This is a genomic window from Comamonas sp. NLF-1-9, from assembly GCF_019195435.1.
In the GTDB taxonomy this organism is placed as follows: Bacteria; Pseudomonadota; Gammaproteobacteria; order Burkholderiales; family Burkholderiaceae_C; genus Comamonas_C.
In genome coordinates, this window is sequence record NZ_CP078069.1 from 2027222 (window position 1) to 2041362 (window position 14141).

Annotated in this window: 9 protein-coding genes; 3 read left to right on the top strand and 6 right to left on the bottom strand. The window is 67.3% G+C overall.

Annotated features, from left to right (window positions below; translation table 11 throughout):
• Positions 1 to 95: 95 nt before the first annotated feature.
• The 4 genes from KUD94_RS09720 to KUD94_RS09735 form a co-directional block, all read right to left on the bottom strand.
• Entirely contained in the window at positions 96 to 2519 is a 2424-nt protein-coding gene (locus tag KUD94_RS09720) for a 3-hydroxyacyl-CoA dehydrogenase/enoyl-CoA hydratase family protein (RefSeq protein WP_218237025.1), read from the bottom strand.
• 132 nt (positions 2520 to 2651) lie between these two features.
• Positions 2652 to 3080: a DUF2147 domain-containing protein gene (locus tag KUD94_RS09725; protein ID WP_218237027.1), complete on the bottom strand. Its 429-nt coding sequence runs from the start codon at positions 3078 to 3080 to the stop codon at positions 2652 to 2654.
• Between the two features lie 145 nt (positions 3081 to 3225).
• On the bottom strand, positions 3226 to 5022 hold the full coding sequence (locus tag KUD94_RS09730; protein WP_218237028.1) for an acyl-CoA dehydrogenase C-terminal domain-containing protein: 1797 nt from the start codon (positions 5020 to 5022) through the stop codon (positions 3226 to 3228).
• 64 nt (positions 5023 to 5086) lie between these two features.
• On the bottom strand, positions 5087 to 5746 hold the full coding sequence (locus KUD94_RS09735) for a TetR/AcrR family transcriptional regulator (RefSeq protein ID WP_218237029.1): 660 nt from the start codon (positions 5744 to 5746) through the stop codon (positions 5087 to 5089).
• 120 nt (positions 5747 to 5866) lie between these two features.
• On the opposite strand from KUD94_RS09735, the gene KUD94_RS09740 reads away from it, so the two are divergent.
• Together KUD94_RS09740 and KUD94_RS09745 are read left to right on the top strand one after the other, a co-directional pair.
• Entirely contained in the window at positions 5867 to 6133 is a 267-nt protein-coding gene (locus tag KUD94_RS09740; RefSeq protein WP_218237030.1) for a BrnT family toxin, read from the top strand.
• Complete coding sequence (locus KUD94_RS09745) at positions 6099 to 6410, top strand: BrnA antitoxin family protein (RefSeq protein WP_218237031.1); 312 nt, start codon at positions 6099 to 6101, stop codon at positions 6408 to 6410. The genes KUD94_RS09740 and KUD94_RS09745 overlap by 35 nt, the downstream gene beginning before the upstream one ends.
• 59 nt (positions 6411 to 6469) lie before the next feature.
• Here the strand turns inward: KUD94_RS09745 and argB are convergent, their stop codons facing one another.
• Positions 6470 to 7357, bottom strand: a complete 888-nt coding sequence (argB, locus tag KUD94_RS09750; protein ID WP_218237032.1) for an acetylglutamate kinase — start codon at positions 7355 to 7357, stop codon at positions 6470 to 6472.
• A 1895-nt stretch (positions 7358 to 9252) separates the two neighbouring features.
• Complete coding sequence (locus KUD94_RS09755) at positions 9253 to 10359, bottom strand: glycosyltransferase family 4 protein (protein WP_218237033.1); 1107 nt, start codon at positions 10357 to 10359, stop codon at positions 9253 to 9255.
• Between the two features lie 89 nt (positions 10360 to 10448).
• Between KUD94_RS09755 and KUD94_RS09760 the strand changes: the two genes are divergently transcribed.
• Complete coding sequence (locus KUD94_RS09760; protein WP_218237034.1) at positions 10449 to 14105, top strand: methyltransferase domain-containing protein; 3657 nt, start codon at positions 10449 to 10451, stop codon at positions 14103 to 14105.
• Positions 14106 to 14141: the final 36 nt, after the last annotated feature.

Consider the following 14141-nt stretch of genomic DNA (forward strand, 5'->3'; position numbering starts at 1 on the left):
CAGACAGCCAACGGCAGGTTTCATCCACCGCTGCTGGCCCCCACCCCTGCCCTCCCCCAGCGGGGGAGGGAGCAAAGACGCATGCGCCGTCATGTTCAATTGCGCACCGGCTTGCCGGTGCTGAGCATGCCCAGAATGCGCTCCTGCGTCTTCGGGTGCTGGATCAGCGCGCAGAAGGCCTTGCGCTCCAGGGCCATCAGGTATTCCTCGTTCACCAGCGTGCCCGCGTCCACGTCGCCGCCGCAGACGATCTCGGCAATCAGCGTGGCGATGTGCTGGTCGTGGTCGCTGATGAAGCCGCCGGCGCGCATGTTCACGAGTTGCCCGCGGATGGTCGCGGTGCCGCTGCGCCCCGCCACCGGGAAGCTGCGCTTGAGCGGTGCGCGCCAGCCGCTCGCGGCCATGGCGCGTGCCTCGTTCACCGCGACGTACAAGAGCTCTTCCTTGTGCGGCACGATGATGTCGCTGCCCAGCAGATAGCCGATGGCGCGCGATTCGATCGCGCTCGTGCCCACCTTGGCGGTGGCGGCGGCGGTGAAGCCTTCGGTCAGGAAGGGCAGCAAGTCCTTGCCGGTGCTGGCCTGGGCGTTTTCCGCGGCGCGGCGAGCGATGTAGGTCAGCCCCCCCGCGCCCGGCACCAGTCCGACGCCGATTTCCACCAGGCCCATGTAGCTTTCCATGTGCGCCACGCGGCGCGCGCAGTAGATCGCCAGCTCGCAGCCGCCGCCCAGCGCCATGCCGTGCACGGCCGCGACCACCGGCACCTGGGCGTAGCGGATGCGCAGCATGGTGTTTTGCAGCTCTTGCGACAGCCCGTCGATCGCGTCCACGCCGGCGGCGATGAAGGCCGGCATCGCGGCCTGCAGGTCGGCGCCGACGGAAAACGGCGCGTCGCCCGACCAGATCACCATGGCGGCGTATTCGCGCTCGGCCAGGTCAAGCGCCTCACCCAGCTCCTCGATCACCGCCGGACCGATGGCGTGCATCTTGCTTTTGATGGAGGCGATCAAGACCTGCTCGGACTTCTCGCAGTCGCCCGCATCCAGCGTCCACAGGCGCAGGCCTTCGCCGTCGCTGATGGTGGTGCCGCCGCTGCGCCAGTCGGGCAACTGGTCTTCACCCAGCAGTTTTTCAGGAAAATACTGTCTTTCGTAGACGGGCATTGCGCGGCGCGCTATGAATTTGCCAGCAGATGGACTCCACGAACCCTGGGCGGTATGCACGCCGCCGGCGTCCGCCACCGGGCCCTTGAAGACCCAGTCGGGCAGCGGCGCGCGCGTGAGCGCCCGGCCGGCGTCTATGTCCTCCTGCACCATCTTCGCCACCTCGAGCCAGCCGGCTTCCTGCCATAGCTCGAAGGGGCCTTGCTTCATGCCAAAGCCCCAGCGCATGGCCTGGTCCACGTCGCGCGCGGTCTCGGCAATCTCGGCCAGGTGCAGCGCGGCGTAGTGAAAGCCGTTGCGCAAAATGGCCCAGAGGAATTGCCCCTCGGCGCCCTGGGCGTTGCGCAGCAGCTTCAGGCGCTCGGCCGCAGGTTTCTTGAGCATGCGGCCATAGACCTCGTCGGCCTTGGCGCCAGCGGGCACGTAGTCCTCGCTCTCCAGCTCAAAGCGCAGGATGTCGCGCCCCACCTTCTTGTAAAAACCCGCCTTGGTCTTCTGGCCCAGATGGCCCAGCTCGATCAGCTTGGCCAGCACCGGCGGCGTGGCGAAGCTGTCGTAGAAGGGGTCGGTTTCAGGACTCAGGTTGTCCTGCATGGTCTTGATGACGTGGGCCATGGTGTCCAGGCCCACCACGTCGGCGGTGCGAAAGGTTCCGCTGGACGCGCGCCCGAGCTTCTTGCCGGTGAGGTCGTCGACCACGTCAACACTCAGGCCGTACTTCTCGGCCTCTTTCATGGTCGAGAGGATGCCGGCAATGCCAATGCGATTGGCAATGAAGTTGGGCGTGTCCTTGGCCCGCACCACGCCCTTGCCCAGGCCGCTGGTGACGAAGGCTTCGAGCTGATCGAGCACGCGCGGCTCGGTGGCAGGCGTGGCGATCAGCTCCACCAGCGGCATATAGCGCGGCGGGTTGAAGAAGTGGATGCCGCAAAAGCGATGGCGCAACTGCTCGGGCAGCGCCTCGCTGAGCTTGGTGATCGACAGGCCCGAGGTGTTGGATGCCAGCAGCGTGTGCGCCGGCACGTGCGGCGCGATCTTGTGGTAGAGGTCCTGCTTCCAGTCCATGCGCTCGGCAATCGCCTCGATCACCAGATCGCATTCGCCCAGCAGCCCCAGGTGCTCTTCGTAATTGGCGGGCTCGATCAGGTCGGCATCGCTCGCCACGCCTATGGGCGAGGGCTTGAGCTTCTTCAGATTGGCAATCGCCTTGAGCGCGATGGCGCTCTTTGGGCCTTCCTTTGCCGGCAAGTCGAACAGCACCACTGGCACCTTGACATTGATGAGGTGCGCGGCGATCTGCGCGCCCATCACGCCCGCGCCGAGGACGGCGACTTTTTTCACGTTGAATCGGGACATGGATGTTCCTTTTTCGGTTTTCAAACCCCTTCCCCCTTTGGGGGAAGGTTGGGATGGGGGCTTGCGCGCCCGGCCAGCGCCGCTGGCCCCCACCCCTGCCCTCCCCCAGCGGGGGAGGGAGTTGCCCCAGCCTTACTGCACCCGCTTCCACACCTGCGTGCGAAAGAAGGGGCCGATGAAGCCGCGCACCTGCAGCTCCTTGCCGCCCTCGATGGGGGTGAAGGTGGCGCGGTATTCCTTGCCGTTGTCGGGGTCGAGGATCTTGCCGCCCTCCCACACGTCGCCGTCCGCGGCCTTCTTGCCGCCGCGGATGATCTCCATGCCGATCTTGGGCTGGTCCTTGCGGTCGTCCGTGCATTCGGTGCACAGCGGCTGGCTGCTGGGCTGCAGGCTCTTTTCCACCCGCCCGCTGAGCGCGCCGCCCTGATCCACGATGCGGATCTCGGCCTTGGGTTGGCCGGTCTTGTCGTCAATGCTGTTCCACGTGCCCACGGGCGTCATCTGCGCCCAGGCGGGGGCCGAGATTACTATTGCAAAGATAGCTGTCAGCGCTTTGTACATAAGGGCTCCATCGGTAAAACGTTCTGATTTCTTCCCTTGCCCCTTCCCCCTTTGGGGGAAGGTCGGGATGGGGGCTTTTGTGCTCAGTCAGCGCCACTGGCCCCCACCCCTGCCCTCCCCCAAAAGGGGAGGGAGCAAAAGCCATTCAAGCCAGCACCGCGTCGGTATCCATCAGACTCTTGCTGCCCGCCCGCGCGGTGCGCATCAGCGAGTGAATCTCGGGGAACAGCTTGGCAAAGTAAAAGCGCGCCGTCTGCAGCTTGGCGGTGTAGAACGGGTCGCTGCTGCCTTCGGCAATTCTGCGCAGCGCCACCTGGGCCATGCGCGCAAACAGGTAGCCAAACACCAGGTGGCCGGCCACGCGCAGGTAGTCCACTGCGGCCGCGCCCACCTCGTCGGGGTTTTGAAAGCCCTTGAAGCCGATCTCGGTGGTGAACTTGGTCATCTGCTCGCCCAGGATGGCGATCGGGTTGATGAACTCGGCCATCTGTTCGTTCACGCCCTCTTCCTGCACCAACTGGCCGACGAGCTTGCCCAGCTTCTTGAGCGCCGCGCCCTGGTCGCCCAGCACCTTGCGCCCCAGCAGGTCGAGCGACTGCACGGTGTTCGTGCCCTCGTAGATCATGTTGATGCGCGCGTCGCGCACGAACTGCTCCATGCCCGACTCCTTGATGTAGCCATGGCCGCCAAAGACCTGCATGCAGGCATTGGTCGCGGCAAAGCCGTTGTCGGTCACGAAGGCCTTGACGATGGGCGTGAGCAGCGCGACGAGCTGGTCGCTGTCCTTGCGCACCTTCTCGTCCGGATGGTGGTGCGCCTTGTCCACCAGCAGCGAGCAAAACAGTTGCAGCGCGCGGGCCCCGTCGGCCCAGGCGCGCGCGGTGAGCAGCATCTTGCGCACGTCGGGATGCACGATGATGGGGTCGGCCTCCTTGTCCTTGGCCTTCTTGCCGGAGAGCGAGCGCATCTGCAGCCGCTCCTTCGCGTAGGCCAGGGCGTTCTGGAAGGCCACTTCGGTCAGGCCCAGCGACTGGTTGCCCACGCCCAGGCGCGCGGCGTTCATCATCACGAACATGGCGGCCAGGCCCTTGTTCGCCTCGCCCACCAGGGTGCCGACGGCGCCGTCCAGCGTCAGCGCACAGGTGGCGTTGCCGTGGATACCCATCTTGTGCTCCAGCGCGGTGCAGAAGATGGGGTTGCGCTCGCCCAGCGAGCCATCGGCGTTCACCTTGAACTTGGGCACGACGAACAGGCTGATGCCCTTGGAACCCTTGGGCGCATCGGGCAGGCGCGCAAGCACCAGGTGCACGATGTTGTCGGTAAAGCCGTGCTCGCCCGCGCTGATGAAGATCTTGTTGCCGGTGATCTTGTAAGTGCCGTCGCCGACCGGCTCGGCCTTGGTGCGCAGCAGGCCCAGGTCGGTGCCGCAGTGCGGCTCGGTCAGGCACATGGTGCCGGTCCACTCGCCGCTGGTGAGCTTGGACAGATAGGTCTTCTTCTGCTCGTCGGTGCCGTGCGCCACCAGCGCCTCGTAGGCGCCGTGCGACAGGCCGGGGTACATGGTCCAGGCCTGGTTGGCGCTGTTGAGCATCTCGTAGAGGCACTGGTTGAGCGCGAAGGGCAGGCCCTGGCCGCCGTATTCGGGGTCGCAGGACAGCGCCGCCCAGCCGCCTTCCACGTATTTTTGATAGGCCTCCTTGAAGCCCTTGGGCGTCGTCACCTCGTGCGTCGCCGGGTCGAGCTGGCAGCCTTCGGCATCGCCGCTGATGTTCAGCGGAAAAGTCACCTCGGCGGCAAACCTGCCCGCCTCCTCCAGTACCGCATTCACCGTGTCCACGTCGACCTCGGCGTAGCGCGGCATGGCCTTGAATTCGTCGGTGGCGTGAAACACCTCGTGCATCACGAACTGCATGTCGCGCAGCGGCGGCGTGTAACTGGGCATGTGGGCTCCTCTGGGGCTGTGGATGGGTGAAAGGAAAGAAAAAGCGGCTTGGTGCGCCCCTGCCTCATGCCGGCTCGGGCAGGGCGTAGCGCAGCAGAATGTTGTCGAAACCCCGGTGCGCGCGCTCGATCGCGCCGGGCAGCTTGAGGAAACGCGCCTCGTAATGCAGGGCAAGAATCAGACCGTGGATGCCAAACAGCATCTGCGCCTCGTCCGCGTCGGCGCGCAGTTGGCCGCAGTCGCGGCACTGCACGATGGCGCGGCGCATGGCCGCGAGCCAGATGCGCACCGACTCGGCCAGCGCGTCGCGCACCGGGCCTGGCCGGTCGTCGAACTCGGCCGCGCCGCTGATGTAGATGCAGCCCGAATCGATCTCCACAGAGGTGCGCTGCATCCAGTGGTCGAACAAGGCCTTGAGCCGGGGCAGTCCGCGCGGCAGCTGCAGGGCGGGCTGGAACACCTCCTGCTCGAAGCGCTGGTGGTATTCATGGATGACGGAAATCTGCAGTTCTTCGCGCGAGCCGAAGTGCGCAAACACGCCCGACTTGCTCATGCCCGTGGCCTCGGCCACCGCGCCTATGGACAGCCCCTCCAGCCCCACCTGCGTGGCCAGCTGCAAGGCTGCATCGACGATGGCCGCCTTGGTCTGCTGACCCTTGTGCGCCGCGCGCGCACCGCCGGAGCGGCGTGCGCCGGAATGGGAGGAAATGAGAGAGACGGGCATGGAATAAAACGAACGATCGTGCTATTTTGCATGAAGCCAGCGGACAACACCAGCCCCATGCGACACCTTCGCCACAAAAACCCGTCTTGCCCGCCAAATTAATTGAAACTACAATTATTCATGCGTATCGAGTTCGATGCCGACAAGCACGCCAAAACATTTGCTGAGCGCGGGCTCGATTTCGCCGATGCACAGTACGTATTCGACGGCGTCACCGCCACGCGGCCCGACGAACGCCAGGACTGCGGCGAACCGCGCTTGCAGACACTCGGGCTGCTGCGCGGACGCGCCGTCGCGGTGGTCTGGACACCGCGCGGCGATGCTCGCCGCATCATTTCAATGAGGTACTGCCATGACAGTGAAATCCAAACCTTCGGCCTGGGTTGACCCGGACGACGCACCCGTCTGGCGCGCCAAGGACATCGAGAGCGCCCAGTGGCAGGTCAGCACGCGCAAGGTCAGCGCCACGCAAGGCTTGGCCCTGCTGCGCACCGCCGCCCGGCGCGGGCGGCCGGTGGGCAGCACCAAGGAAGGCAGCAAGCAAGCCGTGACCATCCGCTACAGCCCCGAGGTCCTGGCGGCATTTCGCGCCGGCGGGCCAGGATGGCAAACCCGCATGAACGACGCACTGCTGGAGTGGGTGCGCGCACACCAGCAGGCCTGACCTCTGCCTCACTCCTTCCCCCTCTGGAGGAAGGCCGGGATGGGGGCCGCCGCCGGCCCCTACCCCCGGATCATCGTCCCGTAGGCCTGGTCGGTCAAAACCTCCAGCAGCATCGCATGCGGCACGCGCCCATCGACGATGTGCACCGCATTCACCCCCGCCTTGGCCGCTTCGATCGCGCCGGCGAGCTTGGGCAGCATGCCGCCGGAGATGGTGCCGTCCTGGATCAGCGCGTCGATCTGCGCCGCCGTCAGCTCGGGCAGCAACTGGCCGGCCTTGTCCAGCACGCCGGGGATGTTGGTCAGCAGCAGCAGCTTTTCCGCCTGCAGCTCGGTCGCCAGGCGACTCGCCACGACGTCGGCGTTGATGTTGTAGCTCTCGTTGTCGCTGCCGAAGCCGATGGGGCTAACCACGGGGATGAAGGCATCGTCTTGCAGCGCCTTGACCACGCTGCAGTCCACCGCCACGATCTCGCCCACCTGGCCCACGTCGTGCTCCACGCTCGGGTCCTTGTGGTCCAGCAGCTTGAGCTTCTTCGCGCGGATCAGGCCGCCGTCGCGCCCGGTAAGGCCCACGGCCTTGCCGCCCACCTGGTTGATCAGGCCGACGATGTCCTGCTGCACCTCGCCGGCCAGCACCCACTCGACCACCTCCATGGTCTCGGCGTCGGTCACGCGCATGCCCTGGATGAAGTGCCCCTGCTTGCCCAGGCGTTTGAGCGCCGCCTCGATCTGCGGCCCGCCGCCATGCACCACCACCGGGTTCATGCCCACCAGCTTGAGCAGCACCACGTCCTCGGCAAAGTCCTGCTGCAGCGCCGGGTCGGTCATGGCGTTGCCGCCGTACTTGATCACCAGCGTCTTGCCGTGGAACTGGCGGATGTAGGGCAGCGCCTGGGCCAGGATCTCGGCCTTGTCGCGCGCTTGGATTGAAATGGATTCGGTCATGTGAAAAATTCGAAAAACAGTCAAAAGGCCCTTCTTCCGGGCCGGCCCTCAATCGCCTTCTCTCAGGGCAAACAACAGCCCGCTGCCCTGTTGCGCCAGCAAATGCATTTGCTGCGCATACCTCTGCCTGTCCAGCGGAAACTTCTGCGTATCGACAATCAGCAGGCGAACGCCCAGCTCGTGCATGAAGCGCCGCGTAGATTCCGGCGAGCGCATCCGGCAGCCTCTGTTGCAATCGGCAATGCGGGTAAATGCCGCCCGCCCGAACCAGTCACCCACCAGCTGCCCGCGATAATAGAACACGGCATATTCATAACCCATGTTCAGCATTGCCGTGCCGTAACTAGCAGACTGCGCCTGGGCCAGCTCAAGCAAGGCAATGACGTCTTGCGCCATGCCTTGCTGCGCAATCGCCGGACGCTCACGCATGGCAAGCACGGCGCCCGCCAGCAGCCAGGCAGCGCACGCAGCCCCCAGCAGGGGCAAGCCGGCCCGGGCAATCTTGCCAACGCCAGGCTTGACGGCCTGCAACACGACTCGGCGCAGCGCCTCGACGCAAAGCAAGGCGCCCGCTGGCACCGCCATCAACACATACCTGTCGACCTGGCTCACCCAGAACCAGAACAGCACGCAAAACCACACGACGGCCGCAAGAAGCAGCCATGCGCGCCGCCCTGCCCTGCGCCAGCACAAGAGCAGGGGCGCCGCCATTGCCAGCGCCAGAAAAAGCACGCCCGCGCGCGACAAGGCGGGCAACAGATTGGCCCAGGTCTTGGCCACTCCATGCGCCGCCTGCTCCGCCATCTGCAAGGCCATGTCCTGCGCGCTCCAAAGGTAATAGCCAAACACCGGCGCTCCAAAGGGGTGCAAGGGATCACCGGAGAACCACCAACTGCGGCCATACCAGAACCCGCATACTGCAAGACAGCAGGCGCCATATGTCGTCAACGCCCGACAGGATTGCCGCAGCCCTGTCGCAAGCCCTGCCCACGCCGGCAGCGCGAGGCCAAGCGCCGTCGCCAGAACCAGTCCCTGCGGCTTGATGCCACAGGCGAACCCGGCAAACACGCCTGCCAGGGCCGGCCAGCGCCCGGCGCGCACGGGCTGCTTCGGCCCGTATTCGAGCCACCAGGCGCCAGCGAGCACCGCCGCCAGCGCGTACATGACCAGCGCCGCATCGGGCATGGCAAACCCGAGAGCGTGCTGCAGCGCCGGTGTCGTCAGGTACAGCGTGGCCGCAGCCAGTCCCCACTGCCAGCGCCCGCACAGCCATTGCGCCGCACCCGCCAACCCCAGCGCCGTCACCGCAGCCGGCCAGGTACTCAGCCATTGCGCCAGGCCCACATCCAGCCACAGCCCAGCAGCCATCAGCAACTGCATACCGGCCGGGAAAAACGGAAACCTCAGCCACTCATCAACCACAAGACCCTGGTGCTGGACAAACCCGCGGGCCATGGGCAAGTGGTAAGACGTGTCGTCCCAGCCCGCCGGAAAACGCCACGCCTGCACGGACACCCAAAGCAGCGCGCACACCAGCACCGCACACCACCGTGCCTGCACGCCCCGGCGCCTGCGCCCTGCGCCAGCGCAGCCTGCGCCGGCGCGAACCAGCGCCCAGGCCGGCAATACCGCGGCGCACAACGCCGCAACCAGCGTCACCTTCCAGGTCAGCAGCTGACTCAGAGCCAGCGCCAGCAGCAGCAACATCGCGGCGCCCATGCCCAGCGCCTGCTGGAAAAACACCTCCAGCAGCGGCGCCGCAGTCAGCCCCTCACGCATCCACGCACGCCACAAGCCCCAGCCCGTCAGTTGAAACCACAGCACGGCGCCCGTGCCCGCCAGCGCAATCCACCAGGGGCCGACCGCCAACGCCTGGCTGATCGGCACCGGATACATCATTCCCCCTGGATCCACCCCGGCACCTTGAAGCGCACGATCATCAGATAGGCCAGCACATACAGCACGACAAACACAAGACAGAAGAGCATCAGCAACCAGGTGCTGCGCCAGACCAGCACCGCCGGCACCACCGTCAGCAGCGTGAAACCCCACAAATAGGGTGAGGTGCGGTTGTTGCGCTTGAGCATGCGTCGCGAGATATCCTTGTCGAACACATGGCGCACGATGCGGCGATAAATGAGCTGATGAAAATGCAGCGCGTCGGCCACGCCGGGAGAGCTCCCGCGCGCCAGTTTGCGGTAAATCGAGAACAGCGTCTCCCACACCGGATACACCAGCAGCAACATCGGAAACCAGGGCGAGACCTCCGGGTTGCGCTGCACCAGCGACACGCTCGCGATCGCTATGACCACCCCCCAGACATACGCGCCCCCGTCTCCCGCAAACAACAGGCCTCGCGGGTAATTCCACACCAAAAACCCCACCGTCGCGCCCGCCATGCACACCACCATCACTGCCAGGCTGCGGTCGCCCACCTGCAGCGCCACGTGGGCCAGCGCCAGGCAAACCGCCAGGGCAACCGCGCCGGCCAGTCCGTTGTAGCCGTCAATGATGTTGAACGCATGGGGCAGGCCGGTCACCGCCAGCACGGCGATGGCCGCGCCCAGCCAGGGCAGGCGCGGCAGCCAGGCGTCCAGCCAGCTCAGCCCCAGGCGCGGCACCTCCAGGTCCAGCAGCCATACCGCCAGCACCCCCGTTACCGCCGACAGCAGCAGACGCCAGCGCACCGCCAGGCGCTGGGTAGCGTCCTCGGCCATGCCGCCCAACACCGCAGGCAGCATGACTGCCGCCCACAGACCCACCCATGGCCCCATGCGCAGAGAACCCGGGTCGCCAAAAAACGCCGTCTGCATGGCGCCCGCGCCCCAGCCAACCGCCACGCCAGCCAGCAATGCCACCCCGCCCAGACGCGGCACGTCGCCGACGTGAAAGCGCTGGGGCATGTCCGCGCCATAGATACGCGCGCGCGCGTGCCCCCAGCGCACCACCGCCGCCGCCGCCAGCGTGGAAACCAGAAACGCCAAAAACGCAACCAAGAGCATGCCGCACCGATCCCGTGGCGGCACACATGCATGCCGCAGACCGCAAGTGTCGCATTCCGGCGCCCATCGGGCGCCGTCATAATCCCTGCATGACGCCCGCCAACGAGGATTTGCACTTCTATCAGCGCGAAATCCGGCCCGACGAACACAGCTCGCTGACCGCCATCGCTGCCGCCACCCCCGTCGGCAGCGAGGTGCTTGATCTGGGCTGCGGCCCGGGCGTGCTGGGGCGCCACCTGAGCGCCACGCGCGGCTGCGTCTGCGATGGCGTCACCCTCAATCAGGCAGAAGCGGAGCACGCGCGCGCGCATTACCGGCGCGTCGTGCTGGCCGACCTGGACGCCGCCGAACTCGGCGCGCTGTTTCCCGGCACGCGCTACGACGTCATCGTCTGCGCCGACGTGCTGGAGCACCTGCGCCATCCCGAGCGCATCCTGCACGCCTGCGCGGCGCTGCTCAAACCGCAGGGGCAGATGCTGCTGTCGGTACCCAATGCCTCCTATGCCGGCCTGACGCTCGAACTCATGCATGGCGAGTTCCGCTACCGCACCGAAGGCCTGCTCGACCGCACGCATCTGCGCTTCTTCACGCGCAAGTCCCTCACCCGCTTTCTGCGCGATCACGGCTGGTGCCTGGACTCCATGCAAACCATCCGGCGCGAGCTGTGGGACTCCGAATTCCGGCGCACGCCCGACAGCCTGCCGCCTGCCGTCGCGCGCTATCTGCTGGCCCAGCCCGACGCCCTGAGCTACCAGTTCGTCGCGTCGGCCAGCCCTTGCGACAAGCCGCCGAGCGCAATCGCCGCGCCTGTCGACGCCCCGCCCGAACACGCCGTATTCACCGCCCAGTTGTACTGGAGAGCGGGCGAGGGCAGCTACGACGAAGCACGCAAGCTCAGCGCCATCGGCCTCATCGGCAAGCTGCGCCAAACCCTGAGCTTTGCACTGCCGACGTGCACCCTGCCCGAGCCGCACCTGCGCCTGGACCCTGCCGACCGCCCCGGCTTCCTGCACCTGCACGGCATTCGCCTGCGCGCTGCAGATGGCCAGATCGCCTGGTCCTGGGAGCCTGGCCGGCAGGCCCAGCCCGCGCCCGCCGAGCTCGCGCACCAGCAGCTCGCCTGGACGCAGGCGCGCGACGGCGCGCAAGGCTGGGTGCTGCTGCTCACTGGCGACGACCCCTGGATCGAACTGCCCCTCCCCCCTGCGGTGCTGGCGCAGCAACTGCATGCAGGCGGCTGCGTGCTCGAAGCCGAGCTCGGCTGGCCAATGTCGGCCGACTACCTTGCCCTGGCAAAGACCACGCGTGAACTGCAGCTGCAAAGCAGCCACGCCGAGCACAAACTGGCTGAGCTGAGGGCCACCTACCACGGCGCGCTGCAAGCGCATGCGCGTGAACTGGGCCAACAGGCGCAGACGCAAGCCCAACTGCAGGCCCGTCTGGACGCCCTGGAAAGCTCACGCCTGTGGCGCATCACGCGCAAGCTGGCGCGGCTCAAAAGCTTGCTGCCAGGCTTGGCGCGGCCCGCCGCCACTCCAGCCGCCGCTGCGCCTCCCGCTCCAGCAGCGCCGCCAACCCAGGCCCCAAGCCCCGCGCCCGCAGCACCCGACGCGCCCGCAGCACCCGACGCGCCCACCGCGCCCGACGCACCCGCCGCCACTGCATCCACGCCACCGGCGCCGCCCGCGCCGCAGATTCGCCCGCCCGCAAGCACAGTAGACATCATCATCCCCGTCCATCGCGGCCTGCAAGACACCCGCCGCTGCCTGCAGTCCGTGCTTGGCGCGCCGCAGCGCACCCGCTGCCGCATCATCGTCGTCAACGACGCCAGCCCCGAGCCCGAACTCAGCGCCTGGCTGCGCGAGTTGGCCGCGCACGAACCGCGCCTCACCCTGCTTGAAAACGCCCGCAACCTGGGCTTCGTGCAGACCGTCAACCAGGCGATGGCCCTGAGCGAGGAGCACGACGTGCTGCTGCTCAACAGCGACACCGAAGTCGCCGGCGACTGGCTCGACCGCCTGCACCGCGCCGCCTACCATGCGGGCGACACCGGCACCGTCACGCCGCTGTCCAACAACGCCACCATCTGCAGCTACCCGCGCAACTGCGAGAACAACCCGCTGCCCCCGGGTTACGACACCGCCGCCATGGACGCGCTCTGCGCGGCCACCAACGCCGATGCCAGCGTGGCCATTCCCACCGCCGTGGGCTTTTGCATGTACATACGCCGCGACTGCCTCATGCAGACCGGCCTCTTCGATGCCGAGCGTTTCGGCCCGGGCTATGGCGAAGAAAACGACTTCTGCCTGCGCGCGGCCCGCTCTGGCTGGAAACACCTGCTGGCGCTGGACACCTTTGTGCGCCACGTCGGCGGCGTCAGCTTCGGCGCCGCCAAAGGCCCGCGCGAAGCCGCCGCGCAAGAGCTGCTCGAGCGCCTGCACCCGGGCTACAGCGCGCAAATCCAGGAACACCTCAGGGCCGACCCGGCGCGCCCCTGGCGCCATGCGCTGGACATTGCGCGCCTGCAACGCAGCCCGCGCCCGCGCATCCTCGCGGTAGTCCACAGCATAGGCGGCGGCACGCACCGCCACCTGCATGAGCTGAGCGCCCACTTTCGCGGCCGCGCGGACTTCCTCTTCATGATGCCCCTGGCCAACCAGCGCCTGCGCATTCAATGGGACGCGCCGGGCGAAGCCTTCGTGCACGAATGCGACAGCCTGGGCCCCGGCTCCGACCTGCTCGAGCTGCTGCGGCGCATCGGCATCACCCACATCCACTACCACCACCTGCTGGGCCTGCACCCTGCGCTCACGGCCTTGCCCCAGCAATTGCAGGCAAGCTACGACTTCACGGCGCACGACTACTACAGCGCCTGCCCGCAGATCGCGCTGGTCGATGAAAACCAGGCCTATTGCGGCGAACGCGGCGTGGCCCAGTGCACGCTGTGCCTGCAGGGCCGCCCGGCGCCCAGTGGCGAATCCATAGAAGACTGGCGCCTGCGCCACCGCATGTTCCTGGACGGCGCGCGCGCCGTCCTCGCCCCCAGCCGCGACGCCGCGCGGCGCATGGCGCGCTACTTTCCCGCCGCCCGCATCCGCTACGCGCCGCATCTTGACCTGCCGCCCGGGCGCGCCCTGCCACTGCCCCGGCCGCGCCGGCTCGACCCCCGCGCCCACCTGCGCGTCTTCATCATCGGGGCCATCAGCCGCGTCAAGGGCGGCGAAACCATGCAAGCCGTCGCACTGCAGGCGGCCCGGCTGCGCGCGCCCATCGAGCTGCACCTGCTGGGCTACCCGCACCAGCCCATGCACGCCCAGCCCCACGCCAGCCTGAGCATCCACGGCGCCTACCAGGACGCCGACCTGCCCGAGCTGCTGCAGCGCCTGCAGCCCGACCTGGTCTGGTTCCCGGCCCAATGGCCCGAGACCTACAGCTATACACTCAGCGCCTGTCTGCAAGCCGGCTTGCCGGTGCTGGCCACCGACCTCGGGGCGCTTCCCGAGCGCCTGGCCGGTCGCCCCTGGAGCTGGATTCGCCCCTGGAACACCACCGCCGGCGACTGGCTCGACTGCATGCTGCAATTGCGCCAGCGCCACTACGTGGACGGCGAGCCCCCGCTGCCCGCGCCCGGCCTGCACATACCCCTGCCCGACGACACCCTGCCCGCCTGGTCCTACGACCGCGACTACCTTGCCCCTGCCACGCCCGCCCTGCCACCGCCTGCCACATTGACCGTGCCCGCGTGACTGCGCCCGCCCAGGGCGCACCAGTCCATGCTGCAC

Coding starts and splice junctions, on each gene's coding strand:
- KUD94_RS09730 (WP_218237028.1), bottom strand. CDS start 5,022: ATGCCCAGTTACACGCCGCCGCTGCGCGACATGCAGTTCGTGATGCAC.
- argB (WP_218237032.1), bottom strand. CDS start 7,357: ATGACCGAATCCATTTCAATCCAAGCGCGCGACAAGGCCGAGATCCTG.
- KUD94_RS09735 (WP_218237029.1), bottom strand. CDS start 5,746: ATGCCCGTCTCTCTCATTTCCTCCCATTCCGGCGCACGCCGCTCCGGC.
- KUD94_RS09745 (WP_218237031.1), top strand. CDS start 6,099: ATGACAGTGAAATCCAAACCTTCGGCCTGGGTTGACCCGGACGACGCA.
- KUD94_RS09760 (WP_218237034.1), top strand. CDS start 10,449: ATGACGCCCGCCAACGAGGATTTGCACTTCTATCAGCGCGAAATCCGG.
- KUD94_RS09720 (WP_218237025.1), bottom strand. CDS start 2,519: ATGTCCCGATTCAACGTGAAAAAAGTCGCCGTCCTCGGCGCGGGCGTG.
- KUD94_RS09755 (WP_218237033.1), bottom strand. CDS start 10,359: ATGCTCTTGGTTGCGTTTTTGGCGTTTCTGGTTTCCACGCTGGCGGCG.
- KUD94_RS09725 (WP_218237027.1), bottom strand. CDS start 3,080: ATGTACAAAGCGCTGACAGCTATCTTTGCAATAGTAATCTCGGCCCCC.
- KUD94_RS09740 (WP_218237030.1), top strand. CDS start 5,867: ATGCGTATCGAGTTCGATGCCGACAAGCACGCCAAAACATTTGCTGAG.